The organism is Desulfitibacter sp. BRH_c19, from assembly GCA_001515945.1.
GTDB lineage: Bacteria > Bacillota > DSM-16504 > Desulfitibacterales > Desulfitibacteraceae > Desulfitibacter.
In genome coordinates this window covers 18,008-44,681 of sequence record LOER01000014.1, presented here as the reverse complement: position 1 = coordinate 44,681, position 26,674 = coordinate 18,008, and the positions used below count along the sequence as shown (strand labels likewise).

Here is a 26,674-nt window from a genome sequence, read left to right as displayed (position 1 = left end):
TGCCTAATTAGCTGTCATTTCTATGCTTTGTTGTGCCAATAATGCCTGTTTTTCTTCCTTTTTCTTTTTTAAGTTATACATAAATCTTTCAGCTGATACTAAGAGTATTATCACGGCTTGTATGATAGCAACTATACTGTTATCAACATGTGTCGCTCTCGACATTATATCTGCACCAACTCTTATATAGGATATAAAGAATGCCGCAAGAGGAATAAATATTGGTTTGGATGAGGCCAGTAAATAGATTAATATACCATCCCATACATATGTCACAGGACTGTTCCAGGTAAACCTTTTGTACATGCCAATCATTTCCACTGCTCCGCCTATCCCGGCTACAATACCACCAATTAGCTGTGAAACTATAATAGTACGTCCAATTTTAATGCCCGAATACCTTGCAAAATTTTTGTTGGACCCTACAAGTTTTATTTCATACCCAAGCTTCGTTTTTTCAATTACTACATAGATAACTATTAGAACTATTATCATTATCAAAAATCCATAATGAATTTGAGTGCCATTTATCATATTACCCAGAGACGCAGTTTCATTGAACCTTACAGAGGCGTATCCTGCTGTTTTATCAAGCAAATATGTGTTAACCACATATATACCCATAAAAAAGAATACAGCGTTTAACATCATTGATGTAACAAATTCATGAGCTCCTGTCTTTTCCCTGATGATCGCAGGTATACTTGTGATAAGTCCACCTATTAGAGCTGCGACGAAAATTATCACAATCTGATGAATAATGTTGGGGAGTTGAATTTTAATACCAATGAATGCAGCTATCACAGCACCGATATAGAATGAGCCATCTGCAGCTATGTTAAACAGCCCGCTTTTAAACATAATATTAATGGCAAGGCCTGTGAATATTAGAGGAATCATTGTCTGTATCACAACAAAGAAATTTCTCTTGGATTGCAATGGCCCTAAAAGCAGTTTTGAGATAGCAGCAACTGGTGTATTACTAAAGATAAAGATAATACAAGATGCTAGCGCAAATGCACATAATACTGCAACTGTTACCCTGACTAAACTATAGTAATCCAGTTTATTCCAAGCACTCTTTAACATTTATCTTAAGCCTCCTTCAACTGATCTTCTATATCCCTTTTAATTCCTAACATATAAAGACCCAGCTCCTCTTCAGTTACTTTTTTAATGTCTTTTATATGGCCAACAACTTTACCTTTATTAAGAACTATTATCCTGTCACTTAAACCTATTAATTCTGTAAGATTAGCAGATACCAGCAGGATAGATCTACCTAGACGCCGCATATTTAATATCTTATCATTTATAAATTCCATTGCTCCAACATCTACACCCCTTGTAGGCTGATTTATAATTATTACTTCCGTATCAACAGAAAACTCTCTGGCAACTACAGCTTTTTGTATGTTTCCTCCTGATAACCCTTTAATAGTTTGTTTAGGACTTGAACATCTAATATCATACTTTTTAACCAACTTCAGACAGTAATCATTTATCCTGTTAAAATCAAGTAATTTCACTTTATTCGTAAACTGTTTATAGACATTGGATATCAGGTTGTCACTTACAGTTAAACCTTCAGCACAGCCGTGCATCATCCTATCTTCCGGGACATGAGAAATACCTAGTTTTCTGCGTTTATCTATACTAATTTTAGATATGTCTTGATTCTTAAACAAAACTTCACCGAATTCTGCATTTATAAGTCCTGTTATAATAGATACAACCTCACTTTGACCATTACCCTCTATCCCTGCTATTCCCAGAACTTCACCATTTTTAAGATTAAATGATAGATTGTCAAGTTTCTTGATATTGAACTTATCTGTATAGGTCAAGTTTTTAATCTCTAATATATTTTTAGTCGGCTTTACATCTTCTTTATCAAATTTAAGTTTTACATCCCTACCTATCATAAGCTTTGATATTTCTTCCCGGCTTAATTCATCAACATTGTAACTTCCCATGCATTTGCCTGATTTCAATACTGTTAATCTGTCACATAGATGTTTGACTTCATCCAGTTTATGCGAAATGAATATGATGGTATGTCCCAACTTTTTAAGGCTTAAAAGTTGTTCAAATAATTCTTCAGTCTCCTGGGGAGTTAGTACCGCTGTTGGTTCATCAAGTATTAATAACTCTGCTCCCCTATATAATGCTTTTAAGATTTCCAGCTTTTGTTTCATACTTACGCTAACATCTCTTACTCTTTTATGTGAATCTATTTTAAGATTATATTTATTGGATATATCCTCTGCAGCCTTTATACAACCCTTTATATCTGTAAAAATTCCCTTTTTCTTTTCTATGCCTAGAGTAAGATTTTCAGCCACCGTCAAAGATGGAACCAGCATAAAGTGCTGATGTACCATACCGATGCCCAGTTTTATTGCATCCTTTGATGATTTAAACGCTGTTTTTTCTCCTTTATAATAAATCTCACCGCTTGTTATCTCCTCAATTCCAAATAACATCTTCATGAGAGTGGTTTTGCCTGATCCATTCTCTCCTACTAATGCATGAATTTCGCCTTTTTTAATACTACAATTAATGTTATAATTGGCCAGTATCCCTCCAGGGTATATTTTTGTTAAGTCCTTGACCTCCAAAATATTTGCCATTATTTCACCTCTTACGCTACATTATCGCTTACTGGTTTAACCATATGAAAAAGCTTGTACACTTCATGATATCAATACAAGCTTTTTACATAGTTACCAGTCAATAATTTTTCAATATACTGGTTATAATTTTCCCATTTCAATCTGAAAATAAATTACTGAACAGAATCAACCATCTTTTTGACTTGTTCTTGGTCTATGTCAAACGCTGATGTAATATTTATTTGACCATCCATTAATTGCTTTTCTGACTCCTCAATTTTCGATATGAAATCAGCATCTACATAGCTTTTGAAGATATCGTTTTTGACTATTCCTATAGCCTCTTCGTTTATGCCTAAAACTTCATATTTTCCAAATGCAAGAGTATCATTTAGATATTTGTTTATGCTATTAATAATTGAATTATCCACTCTTTTTAACGCTGAAGTAACTATGGCACTTTGTTCTTTTCTACCCTCATATAAAGCACTTTGATCAGAATCAACGCCAATTACATATTTACCAATTTCACTTGCTGCTTCAATAGTACCAGTCCCTGAAGCACCTGCTACGCTAAATATTATATCAACATTCATGGAATTAAACTGTGCCAATGCCAATTCTTTTGCCTTGGCAGGATCTGTGAAGCTGCCTACATAAGATACTGCTACTTTGATATCCGGTACTACTGACTGGGCTCCCTCAATATATCCAACCAAAAAATCATTGATTATCGGTGTATTGTCCATTCCACCTACAAAACCTATAGTCTTTGCTTCATTGATACCATTGTTTTTTGATGTTGTCATATAAGCTGCAACCATACCTGCCAGGTAACCTGACTCATTTGCTTTATATCCCATTGAATAAACATTTTCGCAACCATATTTTGCATAATCAACAGGTGAATCAAATAATATGTATTTCTTATCAGGATATATTGGAGCAAGTTCTTCAAGATTTTCTTCCTGATCCCAGGTTCCTGTAATTATCAAATCACTATCACCTTCAGATGCTTCTATCAAAGCATCTTTCCATTTGGTCCTATCCGGTGACATATCAACAACATTAATTTCTATTTTATCTTTAAATTTTTCACCTGCTATTTCTATACCTGTTTTAGAAGAGTCCCAGTAAGACTTATCACCAAATTGAGCACCTAATAAAGTTACTTTTATTTTTTTATCAGGATTATTACCTACAGCCTCATTATTTGACTTTCCACACCCCACAACAAAAGACAAAGTAATAACGATCACTAGCGTCAATATCAATAATCTTTTTTTCACTAATATACCCCCCTTGGATTTCTACGCCAATTCTAATGCTACTTCTATCATTTTAGTAAACGCAACCTGTCTCTCCTCTGCAGAACATGCTTGTCCACTAAACAAGCAGTCAGAGATAGTTACAAGGCACAGTGCGTTTACACCTGCCCTTGCAGCATTCATATATAGTGCTGCTGCCTCCATTTCTCCTGCTAACACCCCCATCTTTCTCCATTTTTCTAAGCTCTCTTCGTCTTCACTATAGAAAACATCTCCAGAAACTATATTACCCACTTTCACATCTATTCCCTTTTCTCTAGCTGTATTTACTGCTTTTTCCAGTAAGCTAAAGCTGGCTATAGGAGCAAATGTTCCTGGAAGTTTATATTGTGATGCATAATTAGAATCTGTACATGCCCCCATTCCGATTACTATATCATGTAGTTTTAAATCCGGCTGGAACGCACCTGCAGAACCTACTCTTATAATATTTTTAACACCATAGAAATGTATGAGCTCATATGAATAAATACCAATAGACGGCATGCCCATACCTGACCCCTGGGCTGATACTCTTTTCCCTTTATAGTATCCTGTATATCCATACATACCTCTTACTGTGTTATATAAAACGGCATCCTTCAAAAATGTTTCTGCTATAAACTTGGCCCTTAGAGGATCTCCAGGCATTAATACTGTCTCTGCTACGTCACCTAGATTAGCATTGTTATGCGGTGTAGGAGTCCTAAAATCCATATTATTTCCTCCTCTTTCCATCTTTTTAATTGCCTCATCATTCTTCCTTTTTCTTAGAATGAGTCTATGCCCTGTTACATAGCTACCGACTTTATGCACCAAGAGGAAAGTAATTTCCAATTGGCTATTAATATTTAATTGCTGCTGAACTATAATAACATTTGTGAAAAATATGTTTTTATATAATTGAATAGCGTGTAAACAAAAAATGAACCAAAATATTTTACTACATGAAAAATAATGTCATAGTTGTTAGCAGGATTTATTCGAACTTATGCTTGCCATGTATTATAAGAAAACGGAGGAACATTTCGCTCTTCAGTATTTACTTTGTTGTCTTCTTTGAGGATCTTAATTAAACGATGTTTATATTCACTATTTGTTTCTTCTTTTTCAGGACTAACTTTGCTTGCCTCCTCTAGAAAGTGTATAAAGTCTCTACCTAGTTCTCTTCCTCTCCTTGTGTGCATATCTAGTGCATAATCAGGTATTACAGGTTTTTTCCCTTGTTCGAACTCCTTTATTATTACGTTTTTTAAACAATCCCCTGAACGTTCTTTCTCACATTGACACAAGTAACGGATAGCATGTACAAAAAAAATAGGTCTATCCCCGTCATTATATGGGAAACTTTTTCGCATCTGATTTAAAGAATTTATAAGCACAGGGGCATTTATATCTCCAAATCCAATATCCTCTACAGAAATGGCCAGAAGCCTTCTCCATAGTTTTTCTTCGAATTCTGGACTTGTAATATACATCTCGTATGCAACTACGACAGCATCCTCTTCTAGGCCTCTTCTTATCGATTTTTGTAATGCTGATATAATTTCATCTCCGGGGATACCATTTCTTGTTATAATATTTCTCCACGGGTCATAGCTCATGAATTTATCCATAATCTCCCTCCATCGTATAAGCTTGTTAAAAACTTTGAATTTTTCAATTATCTCAATGCTTGTATCTAATATCTAGATTTTTGTTTTCTTACTCTAACAATGTCTATTTCTTGATATATTTTTCTGAGCCTCTTAGAATCAAGCATGGTGGCAAAATTACCTTTTTAATTGTTTTATTATCACCCCCCTTTTTATTGAGTCTTTCCATTAAAATATTCATAGCCTCTTCTCCCATTAAGGAAGTAGGCCTTGATACCGTGCTTATATTGAGATTTATTACATTAAATATATATATATCATCAAATCCAACTATAGCCATATCTTGTGGTATTCTTACATTCATTTCGAATAAAGCCTTTATACACCCTATAGTCATCATATTATTCGAAACAAAGATTGCAGAAGGTGGTTCATTCATATTCAGTATTTCTTTCGTCAGATTATATCCGCTTTCAAGCCTGAAATCTCCATAGAACATATATTTTTCATCTTCATGTATGCCATTCATCCCTAATGCCTTTTGATATCCGCTTACCCTATCTCGTCCAGGCTTAGAAGTTATTGGGCCTGCAATAATTGCTATTTTTTCATGCCCTTCTTCTATTAAGGCTTCAACTGCTTGATAAGCACCCTTAATGTTATCCAAAAAAACTGTATCAAAATGTGAGTATTTTATATCCCTATCCAACAGAACTATAGGCACACCCATATTATCCAACTGTACAAGATAATTTCGGTTAAATTCATTCTGATCTGTTGCAGGTGTTATTATAAGCCCCTTTATATTATGTTCCTTAAGCATCTCAAGATATCTTATTTCTTTATCTACATTTTCATTAGTATCACATAGTATGAAATTTAACTCTTCGTTGTCGGCAACTTTATTTATCCCCTTGATAACTTCTCCAAAAAACGGATTTGTAATATCAGGTATAACTACACCAATTATTTTATTTTTATGTTGTTTCTTTGTCTTTTTAGATACAAAATCATGCGAAAAACCTAATTCTTGTACTGCTTTGAGAACCAATTCCTTTGTTTCTGTTTTGACATATCCGGAATTATTCAATACTCTAGATACAGTTGATAGTGAAACACCAGATTTTTGTGCAATATCTCTAATTCTCAATTGTATGTCGCCCTTTCAGTTAAATATTTTCATCTTGTTCTTTACATAGTTTTTATTGAAAATATTTAAACATGTTATTTCATAATTTTCACACTTTATACATAGATAGTATATTTTTTTTTTCAGTCTGTCAATATTTTATTAAAATATTTTCTGAAAATATTTTAATAAAATACACCTGTTTTCATAATTTATTTACCAGTTTATACATCATATATTTCTAAATGGATATCGCGCACCCTTTTGTCAATAATCTTGCACTGCATCTTCCTTTATAGTATTATCAACTTCAAATGCTAAATTTCCTTTAAACTCTTCTATCGAATTCCAATCATAGTATATTTATACTAATTTTATAAATCATAATAAACAGGCAATATTTTCGAAAATATGTATGAAAATTTTCATATATTATAACATTATTTTCATACATATTTTCATATTTTAGCAAGTGGGTTCGATTGATAACAGTACTCAACTGTTTAAAATTACATAACCTGTTTTTGACTGTAGTGAAAAGAAAAAGCTTGAAGTCCCATGTAAATAAGGGGTTTCAAGCTTTTGTGAGTTTTGAAAAAGTGCGTACTTTTTATTTTTTTGTTGCTTTCAAAATTTTTTTCATTTGACGAGTATTTACAATCTGATAGTCTGTGCGAAAACCAAAAGCATCGTGCAAATCATCTGTAAAATCAGTTCTAGTGTAGGTCGGTATATACCCATCACCTTTTATTTCATAAAAATTCATATCCCTTAATTCACCCCATAATTTCATGACATGTATATTTGTTATCAAGCTTCTTTTCTAGCAACCTGTAGATCATTAAAAAAATGAAGCAGGTGGTAAAATGTGCTTTTATTCTATCGTCACGACTTAAATAGACAGGCCTTGCCTTGAACTCGCTTTTCATAATTCTAAAACATTCTTCTATTTCCCAACGCTGTTGATTGACTTTTATTATTTCCCTAGCATGATCCTCAAGGTTGGTACATCCCGCATAAAAGCCATCAAAAGCTTCTTCTTTTGAGATGAGTTCTGCATTTAATACTGTAGATCTCTTTTTCGGCGATTTCTCCATCAGAAGTACAGTTAGTTTTATCAATAAACCGTTTGTAATCATTCTGATTACATTTTTTATTTTGGTAGATTGGTATCTATTGTTTTTTGAGCACGCTCTATTCGAGTAGCGCGAATTTTACGTTGGTAATTTATGTATTTAATGGAATAGGTAACAATTAAATTTTGTTCAAGTCCATTTTCTTTAATCCAACGTTCTTAATAAAATATTTTGTCTATAGCTGTTTTTTCATCGAGTTTAGAAAGATCGTAAGTTTTTGTATCTTAGAAAGATGCCATCCACTTGGGTCAAGAGCCCATGTTTTTAAGTGCGCTTTTAATTTCTTAATGGATTGGGTTGTAATAAATGTTCGGTCACCTTTATTGTTAAATTTTCTATCTTTTTCAGAAGCCAGACCTGCATCTGTACAAACAACAAACTTTGAAAGGTCAAAATCAGATAAGATTTTTTCTTCTAATGGTTTTAAGGTCAGTTGCTCATTCATATTTCCTCTGTTGATATTAAAAGCAAGGGGAATACCATCTCCATCCATAAATAAGCCCATCTGAACAATAGGATTGGGGCGATGTTCTTTAGATGGTCCGTATTGCTTAATGCCATCTTCCTGTTCGATTTCAAAGAAATAATTGGTACAGTCATAGTAAAGAACGTCTTAATATACCATTATACATCCTTAATCCTTTGTCCTCTAACTCAGAACCTAGTACAATTGTTATTTACACTATATCCTTATTGCTGCAGTAACCTAAAAGCCTATTTTGTCCTTATTAACCAGCATACATTCATTGCACTACTGCAAGTTACCAGCCAAGGCCTTCCAAAATGATACCTATAATCTATAGCTATCACCATTAACCTCGAATATCTTATGCTTTATTCTCAGAAGGCTCTTTCTTGAAGTATACTGAGAACATCATGGAAATGGCAAGAACCCCAACGATTAACCCGAGGGAGTAAAGTACAGGAATATGGTAAAATTCAGAGACAAGCATTTTTATTCCAACAAAAACCAGAATAAAGGATAACCCATATTTCAAATATGCGAAAAGATTCATCAAGTCAGCCAACAAAAAATACATTGCCCGTAGACCAAAGATAGCAAAAACATTCGAAGAAAATACAATAAAAGGATCTCTGGTAACGGCTAAGACAGCGGGAATAGAATCCACCGCAAAAACCAGGTCAGCACTTTCAATTAATACCAGAACAAGCAATAATGGTGTGGCACATAACTTTCCGTTTTCCTTTGTAAGAAATTGATCACTACAGAAAGTTTTTGTAACATGCATACACTTTTTCAGGCCACATACCAGCAAGTTATTGTCCAGCTCTACTGGAGGAGCATCCTCATTATTTTTAAGCATTTTTATACCTGTAAATAGAAGTAATGCTCCGAAGATATAAATCATCCAATGAAAAGTATTTAATAGTTCTGCTCCAATGAAGATAATAATAAGCCGCATGATTAGAGCCCCAATAATACCCCATTTGAGAACTCTTGGTTGATATATTTGAGGAACTTTAAAATAAGAAAAAATCAAAATAAATACAAACATATTATCGAAACTTAACGCCCGTTCTATCAAATAGCCTGTAAGAAATTCCGTCCCCCTTTCGGTTCCCATGAATACATATATCAGACCATTAAAGGCAAAGGCTAGGATTGTCCAAGCAATGGTCCAAAACAAACCCTCCTTATAGCCTATAATATGAGATTTTTTATTAAGTACAAACAAATCAAGATATAGCGCCACAACAACAAATATACCAAAGCTAATCCACAGAAGATTAAATTCCACAACAAATCACTCCTTGAAAATAATAAAAACCCTTACTCGAATATACTTATTCAAGCAAAGGTCTTGCACGGACTATTTAATCCGTCAAAGCAGCGGGCCTTTCAGCCGTGTTGACGCCACATTGATTTCTGCTACTCCCCTATTGCGATTTAAATATACCATGTGGACAACCTCCCGTCAAGGGACAAGGAGGCTGTGTCCCTGTGCTTACTGCGCCAAACTTTCAGATAGCAGTTTTTTATCGACACCTATAAGTCTAGCTCAAAGGATTATGAATTTCTGCAATATTACCCTCTTACTCATGGTCCCTCTACTGGAAAAATCTTGCCTGGATTTAATATTCCATTCGGATCAAGGCTGTCTTTAATCTTTTTCATATACTCCAAACTATCCTTACCAATTTGTTGTATTATGAATGAGGATTTCATGTTACCAATTCCATGTTCACCACTTAGTGTTCCTCCTAAGCTAAGGGCTACCTTAAATATTTCTTCTATGGCCTTTTCCACTCGTTCCATTTCTTCAGAATCTCTTTGATCGGCAATAATATTCGGATGTAGATTTCCATCACCCGCGTGACCATAGATAAATAGATTTAATTTATACTTCTGCCTAATTTCTTGTAAACACTTGATCATTTCCGGTACTTGAGCACGTGGAACGGTTGCATCTTCTGAGATTTTTGTGGGCTTAATTTTTACTATTGCAGAAGAAAGACTTTTTCTAGCCTTCCAAAGCTTTTGTCTCTCTTCCTCCGAGTTAGCAATTACAACCCTTCTAGCTTTCAGGTTTGCACAAATATCGGCAATGATCTTTGCTTCTTCATCTATAACCGATTGATTACCATCAACTTCTATTAATAATACAGCGTCTGCATCTAAAGGTAATCCACTTGGAGCATATTTTTCCGCACAAGCAATTGTTAGTGAATCCATAATCTCTAGGGTCGCTGGCGTTACTCCTAATCTGGGAATTGTCACTATCGCTTCTCCCGCTTTATTAAGGTCATCAAACACAACAAGTAAAGTCTTTACAGCCTTTGGCTTAGGAATGAGACGCAAGAATGCTTTTGTAATCACACCAAGTGTACCTTCTGAACCAATCATCAGGCGCGTTAAGTCATATCCCGTTACATTTTTTAAAGTTTTGCCACCGGTAGCTATTATTTCCCCCGTTGGAGTAACCAGCTCAAGCCCTAGCACATAATCTTTTGTGACACCATATTTAAGCCCTCTTGGGCCACCAGCACATTCAGCGATATTTCCTCCTATTGTGCATGTTGATGAACTAGCTGGGTCGGGAGGATAGAAAAGCCCTAACTTTTCTACTTCTAAATGAATATTTCCAGTAGTTACTCCCGCCTCCACTACTGCTACCATGTTGTTACAATCAATTTCTAAAACCCTATTCATTTTAACTAATGACAAAGCTATTCCACCTAAAACCGGGAGGGAGCCTCCACTAAGTCCTGTAGCAGCACCTCTAGGGTAAACTGGTATTAGCTCACGGTTAGCTAACTTTAATATTTCTGCGACTTGTTCAGTTTGCATTGGTAGTACTACAACTTCAGGTAAGTAGGATTTAAATGTTACGTCATAGCTGTAAGTAGTTCTTTCTTCTAAAGTATCAAGTACATTATCTGATCCTACAATGCCTTTTAGTTCCTTAATTATTTGTGGATTCAATTCCTCACTCCCCATTTCCCGGTTCCAATAGTCTGCTTGGACATTAACTTGATATAGGCTCATTAATAAAAGTTATTCGTGAAAACCTGCCATTTTCCTACTAGGTTTTTATTCTAATTTACAAAGCTAAATGAGATGAATAGGTATTAACCGCAGATTGTGTCCTAATCAGTAACAGTTTGTGAACATTTAGTGAAGTCTATTTATTTATAGAAAATATTTAGTACAATACAATTAGTTACCCTGACTCAGTAACTAGTAAGTATTAGGCACCAAACTCAACTTCCTTTAATTCTAAAGCACCACCCTCGGGGAAACCGTAGTGGTGCTTTAGATATTATCACCCTGAGAGGAGAATTATAGTTATGAAAGAACTATTTTCCATAGGCCCATTTACAGTACATTTCTTTGGCTTAATGATTGCTGTAGCAATAATAATTGGCCTGCTAGTAGCTTTAAGAGAGGCTAGAAGAAAGAACCTCGACGAAGATAAGATATTTAACTTACTATTATATACACTTTTAGGCGGTTTTCTTGGTGCCAGACTAGTTTATGTATTCATTTATAATCCAGGATACTATTTAGCTAACCCAATTGACATATTATTTGTACATGAAGGTGGGTTATCAATTCATGGTGGTATCGCTGGAGGTATCTTAACAGGTGTTCTTTATGCAAGGATAGCAAAACTTCCATTATGGAAAACATCCGATGCTATTATTCCTGCCTTGATTCTAGGTCAAGCAATAGGAAGAGTAGGTTGCGATGTCTTTGGGGTTCCAATGGTAAACCAATATTTCTGGGGAGTTGAGGTTGAAAACACAATTCTTCACCCCGCACAAGTCTATGAATTCATACTGAACTTCTTGCTTTTCGGATACCTTTGGTTAAAGAGGTTAAATCAACAATATGATGGGCAGCTTTTAGTCCATTATTTACTGGTTTTTCCTGTGATCAGAGCCATAGTAGAATTATTTAGAACTAATCCTGAATTTTTGGGTGCTGTAAGTGTAGCCCATTTAATGAGCGTTGTTTTTATAATTTCGGGTTTAGGACTTAGAAGTATACTAATTAAAAATTCATCTCATCCTGCCAAATCTATAGGAATTAAGAATACTGACATTTTGAAGACAACATTTGTAACATTAATACTAATATCTATCTCATTGGTTATCTTCTATGTAGTTCAAGGCTAGATAAAATGTGTACAAATCATAAAAGTTTCACATTCTCATTCAAAATAATTCACAATTTTGTTATAGACTAGCAGTAAAAGAGGAGGCATATATAAATGGAATTGTTAAGTAAATATCTACCAATAATTTTTATTTTAGGAATATTATATATGATGATGCGAGGTGGAGGCTGCTGCGGAGGCCATAACAATTCTCACGATCAGTCTCAAAAAGATAATAACAACCACAACGAAAAGAAGAGCTGTCATTAGATATTATAAAAAAAATAATGAAACTATTTAATTACAACAAAAGGATTCTAAACTGGAATAGTATAGAATCCTTTTATTCTTTGCTATGATATCCTGCAACAGCCTATATTTGCGTGCCTACTGTTTATTGATCTATACTTCTAAATCTAGGGCATCTAAAGCTTCAATAAGCATCATTTTGGGGGTCAATCCTATAAAGCCTCTAACTAAATCTCCTTCTGGGCTAATTATATACGTTGCTGGATGCATTCCTTCGTCAAATGCTTCCTTAAACTTCTTTACTTTATGATCGTCTTTGTTTACTTCTACCTCAATATACTCATAGTTTAGAATATTACCATATTCTTCTTTTATTTCAGCCATCACGGGCTTCATTTCTTCACATGGCATTCATACTTTTTCTGGAGTAGGATCTGTATATATAAAAACTATAGTATACTTTCCATTATTCTCCATTAATTCAGAAAAGTTAAGCTTGTTATCTTCATCTAAGATGTTCCTATAAAAATAAGTCCCCAAAAAGCCTAATAATACTATTCCAACTAATAATAGAATAAGTGTTTGGCTTTTTTTGTCTTTTAAATTTTTTATAGCCATATAAACCTTCCTTTCTGGTTTTTGTTGGAATATCCATTTAAATGGTTCTGTTGATTTTATCAAGGAAATTATTATAATACACAAATGTGATGAGAATGTGTATTATATTTAACATCTAAGATGAGCCTAAAAATGTATGTCACATTAATAATATTCACAAAAAGTTCAAAGCTATGTCACCTGTAGTACACAAAACTTCATTATAATAAGAGCACTAACAAATCCAACCTCTTGTATCTTGGTATCCAAGATACACCCTTTATCCTCATGGGTAAAGGGTGTTTTTTTGCTCAATGTTACAAAAGCCATGGTTACTTACTCCAGAAATCAAATATAATAACAATAATCCTGTCCCGATTCCTGCAGCTTTTGAAACTCCTGCCGAAGATCTTCCAGAGAAGTAGTATCTAATTCCCTTGCTATAGCATTTCTAATTCTTGTCCATAAGTCCTTTGTGGCACATAGTCCAGCGCGCTCACATATCTCGGAATCTTCTTCAGCAACACAATTAGTGGGGGCAAGGGGTCCTTCTAAACACCTAACAACATCTCCTGCAGTAATATCTTTTGGTTCTCTGTTAAGTATGTAGCCTCCTTGAGACCCCCTCACACTCCTTACAAGACCTCCCTTGCGTAGGAATGTCATTAATTGTTCTAAGTAACCTTCTGATATGCCTTGTTTTTCAGCAATATCACTAAGGGGAACAGGCTCATTAGGATTATAATTAATCGCCAACTCAACCATGGCCCTTAAACCATATCTAGCACGCGTTGAAAATTTCATTTAGTCAACTCCCGTAACATTAAATATACACTACTTAATTCTATTTTATTTGACAAATTACATCCCTATATATTCAGAATAAATAGCCCTTGCCGCCTTCTCTTCTGTTACATTTTTAATTATTGCCCGGCCATCTGAAAATAGAGTAAATTCTATCTCGCCTTTTTTGAAGCTAAGAAAAAATTTATTAAAGGTGACATCCCCCACTTTTTTTAGTTTATCATAAAAAGTCTTAAAATCTAGCTTACCTTCAATAGCCGGAACAATTTGGATAGAGTTTTGTCCACAAAGGGAAGATGCATATGATGAAAATTTTCTGCTTAGAAATTCAAATTCCTTGTCAACACAGGCTTTACACTCTCCATTTTTATTTATTTTAAAAGTTTCTATGGTATTATTCCAGATATCAATAAAGAGTACCTCTTGGCGAATTGTTAAACTGTTTATTAATATCTTTAATGCTTCAACAGACTGATAGTTAGCAACTATTCCTGTAATCATATTAATTACCCCAGCGGTACTGCAGGTATCATGGGCACCAGCTGTAGGCATTTTATCTATAAGGCAGCGGAAGCAGGGGGTTTTTCCAGGAATTATGTTCATGGTCATTCCATAGCTTCCTAAAGCACCTCCATAAATCCAAGGAACACTATGTTTTATACTTGCATCATTAATTAAAAATCTAACTTCAAAATTATCACTACCGTCCATTACTAAATCTACATCTTTAATTAATTTAGATATGTTTCCTGCATTTACATCAACAACGACAGAGTCAATGATAACATCAGAATTAACTTTTTTTAAGTGCTGTGCTGCAGCAATGGCCTTGGGTAATCCTTGCTTAATATCATTTTCATCATATAAAACTTGTCGCTGTAGGTTGCTTATTTCTATAAAATCCCTATCGACTAGTCTAATATATCCTACTCCTGATCGAACAAGATTATTGGCAATCACCGTTCCAAGGGCTCCCATGCCAATTACCGCTACCCTTGCCTGAGATATTTTTTTTTGGCCTTCCTCTCCAATACCACTAAATCTGACTTGCCTTGAGTATCTCTCAGAAATTGACATTAATCTCCCCCCTTTTGCCTTATCCTCTTAAAGCATTTTTAAAATCCTCCAACAAATCCTCACAATCCTCTAGTCCTACTGATACTCTAATTATCCTATCATTAATCCCCAGGTTCTCCTTGGTTTCTTTAGGCATTGCACCATGGGACATTTTATAAGGATATGAAGCTATGGTCTCTACACCTCCCAAACTAACGGCAACTGCGGCAAGTAGAGTATTTTTTAAAAACCTTCTCGCTGTTTTGGTGTCAACTGTCTCAAAAGAGAACACAGCACCTGGTCCATCGGCCTGAGATAAATGAACTGCATGGCCCTGGTGATTTTCTAATCCTGGATAGTATACCTGTTTTATCTCTGGTTGCTCTCTAAACCAACGGGCTAGCTTTATTGTGCTACTTTGTTGATAATCCAGTCTAACCTTTAACGTTTTTAAACCTCTTAACAATAACCAGCTATCCAAAGGCCCAAGAACAGCTCCAAAACTGTTTTGGATAGAATAAACTCTATTTGCTAGATTTTCTCCTTTAACAGCAACTAACCCACCTAATACATCACTATGTCCACCTATAAACTTTGTTGCACTATGAACTATAATATCAATACCTAGTTCTATTGGCCGTTGTAGGTAAGGGGTCATGAACGTGTTATCTATTATAGTTATAAGATCATGCTCCTTAGCTAACTCAGCCACTTTTTTTATATCTGTTATTTTGAACAATGGATTTGAAGGGGTTTCAATAAAAATAGCCTTTGTATTGCTTTTTATTTCTTTCCTTATCGCATCTATATCTGTTGTGTCTATAAAGCTAACATCTATATTAAAACGACTAAAAATGCTCCCGCTAACCCTAAATGTTCCTCCATAAATGTCCTGACTTGCAATTATATGATCTCCGGCGGAGAAAATTGACAGCACAGAGGCTGTAGCTGCCATTCCGCTTGAAAAAGCAAACCCCCTATCGGCCCCTTCCAAATAAGCTATGGTTTCTTCGATAACTTTTCTGGTAGGATTTCCGGACCTAGAATAATCAAACTCAGAGGGGTCATCAATATCCTCTTGGTGATAGGTTGATGCTTGATAAATAGGAATACTAAGAGCTCCAGTTAACTTACATTTATCATTTCCATTATTGATTAATTTGGTTCCAAATTTCTTTTCCAATATTATCCCTCCATTGCCTGCTTTAGGTCATTAATTAGATCTTCAGGATTTTCTATGCCCACAGAAAGTCTTAGAAGCCTATCATTTACACCTAACCTTTCCAAGATAGGTTTAGGTATTGCTGCGTGAGTCTGTAGAATAGGATAAGTGATTAAGCTTTCTACACCCCCAAGACTTTCAGCATAGGAAATAACTTTAACCCGATCCAGGATTTTTTCGACGTACTCAACATCTTTTACCTTAAATGAAATCATTGCACCAAAACCACTTGCTTGCTTTTTAGATATTTCATATCTTTCATGTTCTGGAAGTCCAACATAATACACTTTATCAAGGTAACACTTCTGGGATTGTAACCACTTTGCAATTTGTAATGCATTTTTTTCTTGTTTATCCATTCTTATTGCCAGGGTCTTTATTCCCCTTAACATTAGCCAACTGTCAAATGGACCTAGCACAGCTCCTGTTGATTTTTGGATAAAAAATAATCTCTGCGCTAGTTCCTTATCATTAACGACCAGGAAACCTGCCAGGGTATCATTGTGCCCGCCAAGATACTTGGTACCGCTGTGAAGAACAATATCTGCACCTAAATTTATTGGCCTTTGAAAGTAGGGAGTCAAAAATGTATTATCAACGATTGTCATTAGTTTTTTACTTTTTGCAAAGCTACATATCTTATTAATATCTGCTACCTTCATCATTGGATTTGTAGGTGTCTCAATATAAATTGCCTTAGTATTTATTTTAAAAGCACTTTTTATATTGTCAAGATAACACGTGTCTACATAAGAAAACTCTAGCCCACGTTTAGCACATATCTCCTCAAAAAATCTATATGTACCCCCATATATATCATCAGACACGATAAGATGATCACCTGGAATAAATAATTCCATTAATGCTGTTTCTGCTGCCATTCCACTTGAAAAAGCAAAACCAGCAAAACCATTTTCTAGCTTTGCAATAGTCTTCTCTAATTCTTCTCTAGTAGGATTTAATTCTCTTGAATAATCATAACCTGTGGTTTGATTAAGTCCAGGATGCTTAAAAGTAGCACTTTGGTATATTGGAAAGCTAACAGAACCTGTATACGGATCACTTCCCTTGCTACCATGAACAACCACTGTATCTTTATGCAGATGCTTTTTCATTTTTTGCCACCTTTCGTGTAAAGTTTCTTATAAGACTTCATTCATGCTGCCTGCTCTATAACCTTGTAAATCTAGGGTAACATAGTTAAATCCAATCCTTCTAAATTCTTCATTGACTTTGTCCATTGTGCCGCTTTCAAAAAACTTAAAACGTTCATCATATGAAACCTCAATACGAGCTATATCTTCATGATGACGAACACGCACAGTTTTAAAGCCCTTATTTAATAAGTACACTTCTGCTTTTTCCACCATATTTAATTTTTGTATGTTTATTTCATGTCCATAGGGGAATCTGGAAGACAAACAAGCGAAAGCAGGTTTATCCCAGGTAGGCAAATTGTATTCTTTTGACAATTGTCTAATTTCTCTCTTAGTTAATCCAACTTCTTTTAAAGGACTTACAATTCCCAATTCTTCTAATGCTTGCATTCCCGGTCTATAATCTCCTGTATCATCCAAATTAGAACCATCCAGAATATAGTTGCATTGATATTCTTGTCCAACCAACTTTATTTTGGAAAATAATTCTTTTTTACATAAATAGCATCTATTAACAGGATTAGTTGAAAATCCATCTATCTCTAATTCCTCACAGGTGATGATAAGCTGTTTTACGCCTAGTTGTGCTGCAAACTCAGATGCCAATTTAAACTCTCTTTCTGGAAAAGTAACGGAACGAGCAGTAACAGCTAATACGTCATCCTGTAGTACATCATGGGCTACCTTTATCAGGAAGGAACTGTCAACTCCACCTGAAAAAGCTACCATAATCCTTTGCATGTTTTGCAGCATATTTTTTAATTCTTCTAGTTTATCCTTAATCTCCAACATAATTCCTCCTTCAAGTCATATACACACAGTAAACCTATAGGCTTAATAAGTTATTACATATTATAATAGCAAGCTCTTTCTATTGCAATGCAAATTTAAAAAATTGTTCTACGCAAAATTTATGCTTATAACTTGACATATAGTTGATTTACACTTAATATTAGAACATAGACTATTAAACCTAGCGATATACTAGGTATTTGGAGGGATTTAAGAAATGGAAAAAATAGCAAAAAATTTAACGGATTTAATAGGTAATACTCCACTGCTCGAAGTTACAAACTATAGCTCAGCCAAAAACTTAGATGCTAGAGTAATTGCTAAACTAGAATATTTTAATCCGGCTGGAAGTGTCAAAGACAGAATTGGATATGCAATGATTAAAGATGCTGAGGATAATGGTTTGTTAAACAAAGATTCTATTATTATTGAGCCAACTAGTGGTAATACAGGAATCGCTCTCGCCTTTGTAGCTGCAGCAAAGGGGTATAGACTTATCCTGACAATGCCTGAAACAATGAGCATTGAAAGAAGGAATCTACTTAAAGCTCTAGGAGCTGAATTAGTACTCACCCCTGGTCCAGAAGGTATGAAGGGAGCCATATCTAAAGCAGAAGAATTAGCTAAATCTACTACAAATTCTTATTTGCCTCAGCAATTTACAAATTTGGCAAATTCGGAAGCACACAGAAAGACAACTGCTGAAGAAATCTTAAGAGATACAAATGGTGAGGTGGATATATTTGTAGCTGGTATAGGTACAGGTGGAACTATAACAGGTGTTGGTGAAGTATTAAAGTCTAAAAATCAAGCCATAAAAATAATAGCTGTGGAACCAGCAGACTCTCCGGTACTTTCTGGAGGAAAACCAGGACCTCATAAAATACAAGGTATTGGCGCAGGTTTTACGCCTGATATTTTAAATACAAAAATTATAGATGAAATAATTACTGTGAAAAATCAGGAAGCCTTTGAAACAGCCAGAGAACTAGCAAAATATGAAGGTTTATTAGTAGGAATATCCTCTGGTGCTGCTGCCTTTGCTGCAACACAAATGGCCAAAAGGCCAGAAAACGCAGGTAAAAATATAGTAGTCATCTTACCTGACACAGGAGAAAGGTATTTGTCTACTGTGCTCTATCAGGCAGAGTAGAGTGTGAAATATGAGGGCAATACATCAATTCATGATGAATTGCCCTCATCATCCTATTCTTTGTATCTCTATGGAAGCCCTGTTCTTTAGAGTACTTGATGCACTGGTCGAATTTTCAGATCTTAATACATAATTTTTCATCGTTTGCTATCTCTCTAAAAAAATCGCACTTTAAACAATCTTTAAACTTTTTAGCAAATGTTCCTTGAACTTCTCCCTCACAAAATGTTCCAGCTACTTTCCAGCAATATCTTCCTGCATTATGTCCATCATTCATTCCATTAGAGGTATTATCTATGGCTGCTGGACAAACACCTTGCTCAACCTTTTTACCTCCTGGTTCCCTTCCGCACCTTTTATATTCCCAACAATTCTTCTTCATGAATTTATCCTCCGTTTCCATATTTGACTAAAATTTTTACTACCTTTAATGAAATCATCAAAAAACACTGATCAACATCTTTAGAGCAGTAGCACTTATAAGAATAGCTAAGAAGCCTTTTAATACTTTTACAGGTATGTACTTACTTACACTTCCTCCTAAATATGCCCCTGGCACAGTACCTATAATAATTGCAATGGCAAGACTCCACACAATTTGGTTTGTATATGCTTTGGCTAAAAAACCAGATAAGGCTGAAAAGAAAACTATTGCCAATGAGCTTCCAACTGTTATTCTCAATGGAATATTTAAGACAAAAAGCATAACTGGTACAAGGAGAAAGGCCCCGCCTGCTCCGATAATTCCTGCTAGTACGCCAATAATGGAAGTACAAACCACAGCTAGTACCTTATTAAAACTTAATTTAGTGCCTCCAATTCTTTCATCTTTAGGAATAAACATCATTAGTGCTGCTATAAGTGCAAGCACAGCAAATATTTGTTGCATTACGGTCTCTGAGACGTACTTTGAAGCAAATCCTCCAATAAATGACGCTATTATAATTGTAGTTCCCATCCATTTCACTAGCCGTTTGTTAATATAATTGTCAGCTCTATGCACGAGGGCAGCTGTTCCTGTAGCGATTAAAACCTGTACAATTGTAATACCTGCCACAGTCTGCATACTTAATTGTTTAAATCCTAAAATAGAAGGAACAAAATATAATAGAGGAATCATTATTATTGCACCGCCGATACCCACCATTCCTGCAATAAAGGCACCTATAAAGCCTAATATTGCTACTATTACCGCTACTTCCATGTAAATATCACCTCTCCAAACTACACTTCTCACCTTCTAGAAAATCGCCTATATCCATGTACCCATCCAGTCCTTCCTTCAATGTCCATGTGCTATATCCACAGGCATTTAGAAGCGAGCAAATTTGAGCGGCTATTATACCTCTTTTACTTATTATTATTACTTTTTGTTCTAATGGGATATCCATTACCTGTGAAGAGAATTTATAATATGGAATATTTACTGACCCAGGTATTCTTTCCTGTGAGAATTCTTCCTTTTTCCTCACATCTACTAAAAAATATTCTTTAATATCTCCTGATACTATTAATTCTTCAAATTTCGTTAATTCAAATCCGTACTTATCATTTGGTATATTTTCAAAAAAACTTTCTGTAATCTTAGTTAAATTTTTTTTCATTTTGTTATACCCTCCTACAATTTTCATTTTTATAAAAAAGCCATCAGTTCAGCCTATTTACTTAAAAGGAAATAGATGTACCATGGCTTCTTTTTACTCATGCAACCCTTAAAATGTTATTCAGAGCATTTTTTCCTTCTTCTATATATCCATTTATTCCATTTTCGAGTATATGTGCTTTGAATCCGATTAAATTTAGTAGTGATAACGATTGTGCTGCAGTAAAACCAGTATTACAGATTATTAATATCTTTGTATCTAAAGGTAAAGATTTTATATTTCTTCCCAGCTCTTTAAATGGAATGTTTGAAGAGTTTGGAAAACAAAACTTTTGATATAAATTCCTTTCTCTAATGTCAAGAACTTTAAAATCCTTTATTTCTCCCGTAGCTATCATCCTATCCATCTCTTCATTATTAATAACATATTTTGAGGCAGATATTTTGGTCAATTGGTTTACTATTTCCTTTGGAATTTGCATTTTATTCCTCCTTTTTTTATGTTTTGTTCTAGCTTTATAATACAAGATGCCTATGTTTGTTCTTTATCCTTTGTTTGAGTGTTTCGTGAATTATTATTGATGAAATTATGAAGCTATAAATATCAAATTATAATCACAGTAATTACACATTTTTTTGATAAATTAGAACGAAAACCTATTCTGGAATAATTGTAAGGATGTGATTAAGTGTTAGTTAACAATATTACTGAACTTATAGGTAATACACCTATAGTTAGACTCAACAGACTTCCAGAAGCTAATTCTGCTGAGGTATATTTAAAGCTTGAAAGCTTCAATCCTAGTAATTCAGTAAAGGATCGAGCGGCTTTAAACATGATAAATGAAGCAGAGAAACAAGGTCTATTAAAACCTGGGGGAACAATTATTGAGCCTACATCCGGTAATACTGGTATTGGATTAGCAATGGTAGCTGCAGCCAAGGGCTATAAAACTATTATTATTATGCCAGCATCTGCAACTGAAGAAAGAGTAAGTTTACTAAAAGCTTATGGTGCAGAAGTAATTTTACAACCTGCTGAAAAGTTAATGGCTGGATGTATAGAGAAGGCTAAAGAATTATTGAGCGAAATACCTAATAGTTTCATGCCTAATCAGTTTATTAACATGGCAAATCCTGATGTACACAAAACCACAACTGCTTTGGAAATATTGAAGGATATGGATGGAAAGCTTGATGTATTTGTTTCTACTGCTGGTACAGGTGGAACAATAAGTGGAACGGGAGAAGTACTAAGACAATATTTAGCTGATTTAAAAATCTATGTCGTTGAATCTAAAAATTCCCCTGTTATAGCAGGAGGAATTCCTGGTAAGCATAAAATTGTTGGTACTGGTCCGGGGTTTATACCTGATACGTTGAATATGAACATTTTTGATGAAATTGTTCATATTACCGATGAAGAAGCTCTTTATACAACAAAGGAATTAGCACAACAGGAAGGTATTTTGTGTGGTCCTTCAACGGGAGCTTCTACTTTTGTAGCTCTAAAAATTGCTAAAAAACTAGGACCAGGCAAAAAAGTACTAGCTGTCGCTCCTGATACAGGAGAAAGATATATGAGCATGGAAATATTTTAAAAGCTATTTTTATATGTAGCATACTGTGTCCTAAGTAGTAACAGTTTGTGAACAATTGGTGAACACTATTTATTTATGCAACTTGTTTATGTAGAATAAAGCTAGTTACTAAGCGCCAGTAACTTTGAGTTTTCAAAGCCAAAAACTCAACTTCCTTTTTTATTCTAAAGCATCACTACGCGAGTGGTGCTTTAGATTTGTATACTCTATTAAGGAAAATTTTATTGACAAAATCTATTTCTACAACTTTATTATTAACTTAGGAGGAAATATAAAAATGCAGGTTAAAAAATTGATCCTGTCGGTATTTCTGATTTCTCTTTCCTTATTCACATATGAAATTAGTCTAATTAGATTATTTTCTACACTTATGTGGTATCAGTTCGTATATTTAGCCATATCCATTGCTATCCTCGCTTTAGGACTTGGAGGCATACTTGTCTATAAAATTAAGAATGACAATCAATTGTATTATGATTTTACTGCGGAAAATATTTTAGAACGAAGTTCTCTTTTATTAGCCTTATCAATTACTGCTGTAATCTTTATCATTTATAAAGCACCCTTTTTCACCCTCGCATCCTATTTTTATATTCTCCTTGGAAGCTTCCCCTTTATCTTTGGAGGAATGTTTTTAGCTGAAAGCTTCCATCGCTTCACAAGAAAAAGTTCATATATATATTTTGCTGATTTAGTAGGATCTGGAGTTGGTAGCATTTTGATTATTATGCTTTTAGATAACTACAGCATAGCTGTGGTTTCACTATTCATTTCTTTATTTGCTCTAGTGGCATACTTTTTACTCAAGCCTATACCAAAATCTCTCACAGGGGTATTGAGTGTACTAATTTTAGGGTTAATACTCTTATTATCAGGAAGTACGTTAGACAGAATTATTGGCAACTTTAGTGCATACTCTGGAAATGCTAAGATGTTAGGCCAAATCAACGGAAATTCCAAATCAGTCTTTACTACTTGGAATTCTTTTGCACGTACCGATGTAATTGAGACAGATAGCACGGAAGACAAAATTGTATTGATAGATGGTAGTGCTGCTTCCAGAATGATACCCTTTGATGGTGATCTAAATAAGGTAGCTTATTTAAAAGAAGAGATAGGATACTTGCCCTTTGCCGTAGGAGACAACTCCAATTCACTAGTTATTGGTTCTGGAGGAGGCATGGACCTGGTATTAGCCAAATTAGCTGGTATTGAAGACATTACAGCTGTAGAAATAAACAAAGGGTCAATTGAAGCGGTTCGTGAATTTGCTGATTTTAATGGTAGAATATATGATTTGCCAGGGACCAGGGTGTTTAACCAAGATGGGAGAACATTTGTAACCCAGAATAATGGAAGCTATGATGTAATCTACCTATCAATGGTTATGACCCAAGCGGCAGAAACTATTGGGTATGCTCTATCAGAAAACTACATCTATACAGTAGAAGCTTTTAGTAGGTATCTTAATCTTTTAAATACGAATGGAAAATTAGGCTTGGTTCTTCACGTGGAAAGTGAATTACAAAAGGCAATAGCTACATCGGTCAAGGCTCTAGAAGATCGTGGTTTAAGCAGAGAAGAGGCTGTAAATTCTATTGCTTATCTTAATAATAATCATGGGATGGATTCTCATTCTCGAATATCTTATCCACTGCTTATTGTTAAAAAGGAACCTTTTACGAAAGCCGAGGCTGAACAATTACAATTACTGGCAGACGAAACTGGGAAAGAAATACTGCATCTACCCTATCTTCAGCCTGACAAAACACTAGTTTCACAGAACATGAGCAGTTGGGTGGTAACTGATAACTCCCCGTTTTTTTATAATTCCGGAGGCAATACAATTCCTGTGACTATTTTGCTTATATTAGCAACTATCTTTTTCATTGGCAGGAAGGCCTTAAGGCCATATAAGGAACAGTTCAGAGAACCAACAGTTAAGCCCTTTTATAATTACTTCATTTTACTTGGTGTTGGCTTTATGCTTATTGAAATACCCTTAATTCAGGTATTTATATTATTTTTAGGCAACCCCATTTTAACCTTTACATTAGTTATCGCTGCCATCTTAACAAGTGGTGGACTAGGAAGTTTATTGGGAGCTTATCTTAAAAAACTTCCTGTTACCGTCCCAGCAGCTTTTATAGTGATTTACACCTTATTTCTAACCTTTGCCTTATCAAATATTTTTGTGTATTTTCAGGGAGGAACTCTACAGTTTAAAGTATTACTTACAATATTGATCATCCTGCCTTTAGGCTTAGCCCTAGGTATACCCTTTCCTAAAGGGCTAATAATAATGGCAGATAGAAAAAATAAAGACTTAATACCTCTAATGTGGGGAGTAAATGGCTGGACTTCTGTGCTAGGTTCAATATTGGCTTTAATCATAGCTATGATGTTAGGGATTAATTGGACATTAGGAATTGGAGCCCTGCTCTATCTTATATTTATTATCAATTACCAAAAACTAATCAACACGCAGGTTTCAGAGTAATAATTATTATCTTAGAAAAAGATAATATACTGGAAATACAACTAGTAGTCACAAAAAGTTCAAATATATGACCTATATACTACACAAAGATTTGTTATACTAAAAATGACTCATAGGTCTGAATTTCTTTTATCTTGGGATACCAAGATAACCCTTTATCTTTATAGATAAAGGGTCTTTTTTTTTGCAACTCAACCCACTTTTAAATATGATATAAAAAATGCCCGGCTTAATTACATCGGACATTTTGTATATAAAGGGCTTATCTGCCCATCATGTATTGCCGCTATCTTATGTTAATGTTAATAGTCTTTTACTTCTTTTTTTTAAGATTTTAATACGTCCCTTTTGTGTTTATATTCTTCTTCAGTAATTTCGCCAGAGGCAAACTTTTCATCTAGGATATTAAGAGCTGATTTTTTATTATCACCTTTATTTATGATTTTGGTTACTAACAATATCACTCCCAGAAATAGAAACACCCAAACTAGCATGCTCAAGAACATTCCAAGCCACCCATATTCAAATCCATATCCAAACATATGCATAATATAGTCCTCCCTACTTGTAAAATTTTTTCCAATTTATTGGTGAAGTATTCTCTTTCATTATAAAGATAGTTTTTGATGAATTTGTGAATATAACAAGTAGATTTTGTTAACTATTTATAAACCAACAACCTTTATTAAAAAAAACTATGGAAATCACCGTGCACATTTATCACAGATTTTAGCACATAATTCATAATGATCTTTCGAAAACTGCCCACTCATTGACATTATTGCTACTGACATTTGACACATCATAGCACATTCAACTAGTATACTTAGGCAATTTTTCCTAGCATTAAGATCAGGTTCATTCAAACATGCATTAAAACATTCATAACAAGCCTGGCAAGTACAATACAATTTAATAAAAATGCCCGATGTTATTTCCCCATCGGACATTTTATATTAAAGGGCTTATCTGCCCATCATATTACCCATTCCATGACCCATTGAGCCGTTCATCATCCCAGACATACTACCCATACCCGTTGTTTCCATCGCCTTGTTCATATCTTCAAAATCAATGCCTTCCATCATTTCAGACATATAACCCACGTCAACTGAATCCATCATTCTATTCATGTCTTCAAAATCAAATGAACCCATCATCTGATTCATAATACCTATACCCATACCTTGATAAGCAGTACTTTCTATCATATTTTTCTTTATGTACTCAAGTACTTCATCTTCTTTAACAGTATCTACTACCTCTACCTTCGTTTCTGATGCTTCTCCTTTAATAGCCTCTGTTGCATAAGCAATTCCACCCATTGCACCAACTGCCAAAAAAGCTGAAAGTGTTACCGCCATAAATTTCTTTTTCATTTTGCAAAAACCCCTCTCTTGTTTTAAATTATAGTAGTCATTTTTTAAAATTGTTATTAAGTTAGTTTTATTATAGAAGAAATATTTGACCAAATTATGACCATTTTTAGATGCATTTTTGTTTTTTTCCATATTATTCCTAGTTCTAATCATAAAG

At 34.5% G+C, this 26,674-nt stretch carries 25 protein-coding genes and 1 pseudogene; 4 read left to right on the top strand and 22 right to left on the bottom strand.

Going from position 1 to position 26,674, the window contains the following annotated elements:
• Nucleotides 1–3 precede the first annotated feature (3 nt).
• The 9 genes and pseudogenes from APF76_14470 to APF76_14430 form a co-directional block, all read right to left on the bottom strand.
• Nucleotides 4–1,089 carry an ABC transporter permease gene (locus APF76_14470; protein ID KUO52691.1) on the bottom strand — a complete coding sequence of 362 codons (1,086 nt, stop codon included), beginning with the start codon at nucleotides 1,087–1,089 and terminating at the stop codon, nucleotides 4–6.
• 5 nt (nucleotides 1,090–1,094) lie between these two features.
• Nucleotides 1,095–2,633, bottom strand: coding sequence for an ABC transporter ATP-binding protein (locus APF76_14465; protein KUO52690.1), 1,539 nt, complete (start codon nucleotides 2,631–2,633; stop codon nucleotides 1,095–1,097).
• A 155-nt stretch (nucleotides 2,634–2,788) separates the two neighbouring features.
• Nucleotides 2,789–3,904, bottom strand: a complete 1,116-nt coding sequence (locus APF76_14460; protein ID KUO52689.1) for a hypothetical protein — start codon at nucleotides 3,902–3,904, stop codon at nucleotides 2,789–2,791.
• Between the two features lie 21 nt (nucleotides 3,905–3,925).
• Nucleotides 3,926–4,639: a purine-nucleoside phosphorylase gene (locus APF76_14455; protein ID KUO52688.1), complete on the bottom strand. Its 714-nt coding sequence runs from the start codon at nucleotides 4,637–4,639 to the stop codon at nucleotides 3,926–3,928.
• A 272-nt stretch (nucleotides 4,640–4,911) separates the two neighbouring features.
• Nucleotides 4,912–5,538 carry a hypothetical protein gene (locus APF76_14450; protein KUO52687.1) on the bottom strand — a complete coding sequence of 209 codons (627 nt, stop codon included), beginning with the start codon at nucleotides 5,536–5,538 and terminating at the stop codon, nucleotides 4,912–4,914.
• Nucleotides 5,539–5,641: 103 nt separating this feature from the next.
• Nucleotides 5,642–6,673: a LacI family transcriptional regulator gene (locus APF76_14445; GenBank protein KUO52686.1), complete on the bottom strand. Its 1,032-nt coding sequence runs from the start codon at nucleotides 6,671–6,673 to the stop codon at nucleotides 5,642–5,644.
• A gap of 583 nt (nucleotides 6,674–7,256) precedes the next feature.
• Nucleotides 7,257–8,392, bottom strand: a pseudogene (locus APF76_14440) (transposase).
• A 217-nt stretch (nucleotides 8,393–8,609) separates the two neighbouring features.
• Nucleotides 8,610–9,542 (bottom strand): tellurium resistance protein TerC, encoded by a 933-nt coding sequence (locus APF76_14435; protein KUO52685.1) that lies wholly within the window; start codon nucleotides 9,540–9,542, stop codon nucleotides 8,610–8,612.
• 299 nt (nucleotides 9,543–9,841) lie between these two features.
• Nucleotides 9,842–11,227, bottom strand: coding sequence for a glycolate oxidase subunit GlcD (locus APF76_14430; GenBank protein ID KUO52684.1), 1,386 nt, complete (start codon nucleotides 11,225–11,227; stop codon nucleotides 9,842–9,844).
• A 365-nt stretch (nucleotides 11,228–11,592) separates the two neighbouring features.
• Here APF76_14430 and APF76_14425 point away from each other — a divergent pair, with 365 nt between their 5' ends.
• Nucleotides 11,593–12,423, top strand: a complete 831-nt coding sequence (locus tag APF76_14425; protein ID KUO52683.1) for a prolipoprotein diacylglyceryl transferase — start codon at nucleotides 11,593–11,595, stop codon at nucleotides 12,421–12,423.
• A gap of 383 nt (nucleotides 12,424–12,806) precedes the next feature.
• Here APF76_14425 and APF76_14420 read toward each other — a convergent pair whose 3' ends face one another.
• From APF76_14420 to APF76_14390, 7 genes are all read right to left on the bottom strand, one after another.
• A complete protein-coding gene (locus APF76_14420; GenBank protein KUO52682.1) occupies nucleotides 12,807–13,064 on the bottom strand; it encodes a hypothetical protein in 258 nt (85 codons plus the stop codon).
• Nucleotides 13,065–13,271, bottom strand: coding sequence for a hypothetical protein (locus tag APF76_14415; GenBank protein ID KUO52681.1), 207 nt, complete (start codon nucleotides 13,269–13,271; stop codon nucleotides 13,065–13,067).
• A gap of 327 nt (nucleotides 13,272–13,598) precedes the next feature.
• Nucleotides 13,599–14,054 carry an Rrf2 family transcriptional regulator gene (locus tag APF76_14410; protein KUO52680.1) on the bottom strand — a complete coding sequence of 152 codons (456 nt, stop codon included), beginning with the start codon at nucleotides 14,052–14,054 and terminating at the stop codon, nucleotides 13,599–13,601.
• 57 nt (nucleotides 14,055–14,111) lie between these two features.
• The gene (locus APF76_14405; protein ID KUO52679.1) at nucleotides 14,112–15,131 is read right to left on the bottom strand and encodes a thiamine biosynthesis protein ThiF; all 1,020 of its coding nucleotides are present in this window, start codon (nucleotides 15,129–15,131) and stop codon (nucleotides 14,112–14,114) included.
• 19 nt (nucleotides 15,132–15,150) lie between these two features.
• Nucleotides 15,151–16,293 (bottom strand): cystathionine gamma-synthase, encoded by a 1,143-nt coding sequence (locus APF76_14400; GenBank protein ID KUO52678.1) that lies wholly within the window; start codon nucleotides 16,291–16,293, stop codon nucleotides 15,151–15,153.
• Nucleotides 16,294–16,295: 2 nt separating this feature from the next.
• Nucleotides 16,296–17,447 carry a cystathionine gamma-synthase gene (locus APF76_14395; GenBank protein ID KUO52677.1) on the bottom strand — a complete coding sequence of 384 codons (1,152 nt, stop codon included), beginning with the start codon at nucleotides 17,445–17,447 and terminating at the stop codon, nucleotides 16,296–16,298.
• A gap of 27 nt (nucleotides 17,448–17,474) precedes the next feature.
• On the bottom strand, nucleotides 17,475–18,278 hold the full coding sequence (locus tag APF76_14390; GenBank protein KUO52676.1) for an adenine nucleotide alpha hydrolase: 804 nt from the start codon (nucleotides 18,276–18,278) through the stop codon (nucleotides 17,475–17,477).
• Between the two features lie 220 nt (nucleotides 18,279–18,498).
• On the opposite strand from APF76_14390, the gene APF76_14385 reads away from it, so the two are divergent.
• Nucleotides 18,499–19,434, top strand: coding sequence for a cysteine synthase (locus tag APF76_14385; protein KUO52675.1), 936 nt, complete (start codon nucleotides 18,499–18,501; stop codon nucleotides 19,432–19,434).
• A 115-nt stretch (nucleotides 19,435–19,549) separates the two neighbouring features.
• Here the strand turns inward: APF76_14385 and APF76_14380 are convergent, their stop codons facing one another.
• The 4 genes from APF76_14380 to APF76_14365 all read right to left on the bottom strand — a co-directional run bounded on the left by APF76_14380 (nucleotide 19,550) and on the right by APF76_14365 (nucleotide 21,519).
• Entirely contained in the window at nucleotides 19,550–19,816 is a 267-nt protein-coding gene (locus APF76_14380; GenBank protein KUO52674.1) for a hypothetical protein, read from the bottom strand.
• 57 nt (nucleotides 19,817–19,873) lie between these two features.
• Nucleotides 19,874–20,638: a hypothetical protein gene (locus APF76_14375; GenBank protein KUO52673.1), complete on the bottom strand. Its 765-nt coding sequence runs from the start codon at nucleotides 20,636–20,638 to the stop codon at nucleotides 19,874–19,876.
• Between the two features lie 7 nt (nucleotides 20,639–20,645).
• Nucleotides 20,646–21,038 carry a hypothetical protein gene (locus APF76_14370; GenBank protein KUO52672.1) on the bottom strand — a complete coding sequence of 131 codons (393 nt, stop codon included), beginning with the start codon at nucleotides 21,036–21,038 and terminating at the stop codon, nucleotides 20,646–20,648.
• A 97-nt stretch (nucleotides 21,039–21,135) separates the two neighbouring features.
• A complete protein-coding gene (locus tag APF76_14365; protein ID KUO52671.1) occupies nucleotides 21,136–21,519 on the bottom strand; it encodes a hypothetical protein in 384 nt (127 codons plus the stop codon).
• Nucleotides 21,520–21,726: 207 nt separating this feature from the next.
• Here APF76_14365 and APF76_14360 point away from each other — a divergent pair, with 207 nt between their 5' ends.
• Together APF76_14360 and APF76_14355 are read left to right on the top strand one after the other, a co-directional pair.
• A complete protein-coding gene (locus tag APF76_14360; protein KUO52670.1) occupies nucleotides 21,727–22,638 on the top strand; it encodes a cysteine synthase in 912 nt (303 codons plus the stop codon).
• A 277-nt stretch (nucleotides 22,639–22,915) separates the two neighbouring features.
• Nucleotides 22,916–25,138 (top strand): hypothetical protein, encoded by a 2,223-nt coding sequence (locus APF76_14355; protein KUO52669.1) that lies wholly within the window; start codon nucleotides 22,916–22,918, stop codon nucleotides 25,136–25,138.
• A gap of 326 nt (nucleotides 25,139–25,464) precedes the next feature.
• Here APF76_14355 and APF76_14350 read toward each other — a convergent pair whose 3' ends face one another.
• A complete protein-coding gene (locus APF76_14350; protein KUO52668.1) occupies nucleotides 25,465–25,686 on the bottom strand; it encodes a hypothetical protein in 222 nt (73 codons plus the stop codon).
• 417 nt (nucleotides 25,687–26,103) lie between these two features.
• Nucleotides 26,104–26,649, bottom strand: a complete 546-nt coding sequence (locus APF76_14345; protein ID KUO52667.1) for a hypothetical protein — start codon at nucleotides 26,647–26,649, stop codon at nucleotides 26,104–26,106.
• Nucleotides 26,650–26,674: the final 25 nt, after the last annotated feature.

Bases quoted from the DNA above. Each gene is read 5' to 3' on its own strand.
- APF76_14470 (KUO52691.1), bottom strand. From the start codon at position 1,089: ATGTTAAAGAGTGCTTGGAATAAACTGGATTACTATAGTTTAGTCAGG.
- APF76_14465 (KUO52690.1), bottom strand. From the start codon at position 2,633: ATGGCAAATATTTTGGAGGTCAAGGACTTAACAAAAATATACCCTGGA.
- APF76_14455 (KUO52688.1), bottom strand. From the start codon at position 4,639: ATGGATTTTAGGACTCCTACACCGCATAACAATGCTAATCTAGGTGAC.
- APF76_14450 (KUO52687.1), bottom strand. From the start codon at position 5,538: ATGGATAAATTCATGAGCTATGACCCGTGGAGAAATATTATAACAAGA.
- APF76_14425 (KUO52683.1), top strand. From the start codon at position 11,593: ATGAAAGAACTATTTTCCATAGGCCCATTTACAGTACATTTCTTTGGC.
- APF76_14420 (KUO52682.1), bottom strand. From the start codon at position 13,064: ATGCCATGTGAAGAAATGAAGCCCGTGATGGCTGAAATAAAAGAAGAA.
- APF76_14415 (KUO52681.1), bottom strand. From the start codon at position 13,271: ATGGCTATAAAAAATTTAAAAGACAAAAAAAGCCAAACACTTATTCTA.
- APF76_14410 (KUO52680.1), bottom strand. From the start codon at position 14,054: ATGAAATTTTCAACGCGTGCTAGATATGGTTTAAGGGCCATGGTTGAG.
- APF76_14405 (KUO52679.1), bottom strand. From the start codon at position 15,131: ATGTCAATTTCTGAGAGATACTCAAGGCAAGTCAGATTTAGTGGTATT.
- APF76_14395 (KUO52677.1), bottom strand. From the start codon at position 17,447: ATGAAAAAGCATCTGCATAAAGATACAGTGGTTGTTCATGGTAGCAAG.
- APF76_14385 (KUO52675.1), top strand. From the start codon at position 18,499: ATGGAAAAAATAGCAAAAAATTTAACGGATTTAATAGGTAATACTCCA.
- APF76_14380 (KUO52674.1), bottom strand. From the start codon at position 19,816: ATGAAGAAGAATTGTTGGGAATATAAAAGGTGCGGAAGGGAACCAGGA.
- APF76_14375 (KUO52673.1), bottom strand. From the start codon at position 20,638: ATGGAAGTAGCGGTAATAGTAGCAATATTAGGCTTTATAGGTGCCTTT.
- APF76_14370 (KUO52672.1), bottom strand. From the start codon at position 21,038: ATGAAAAAAAATTTAACTAAGATTACAGAAAGTTTTTTTGAAAATATA.
- APF76_14365 (KUO52671.1), bottom strand. From the start codon at position 21,519: ATGCAAATTCCAAAGGAAATAGTAAACCAATTGACCAAAATATCTGCC.
- APF76_14355 (KUO52669.1), top strand. From the start codon at position 22,916: ATGCAGGTTAAAAAATTGATCCTGTCGGTATTTCTGATTTCTCTTTCC.
- APF76_14350 (KUO52668.1), bottom strand. From the start codon at position 25,686: ATGCATATGTTTGGATATGGATTTGAATATGGGTGGCTTGGAATGTTC.
- APF76_14345 (KUO52667.1), bottom strand. From the start codon at position 26,649: ATGGAAAAAAACAAAAATGCATCTAAAAATGGTCATAATTTGGTCAAA.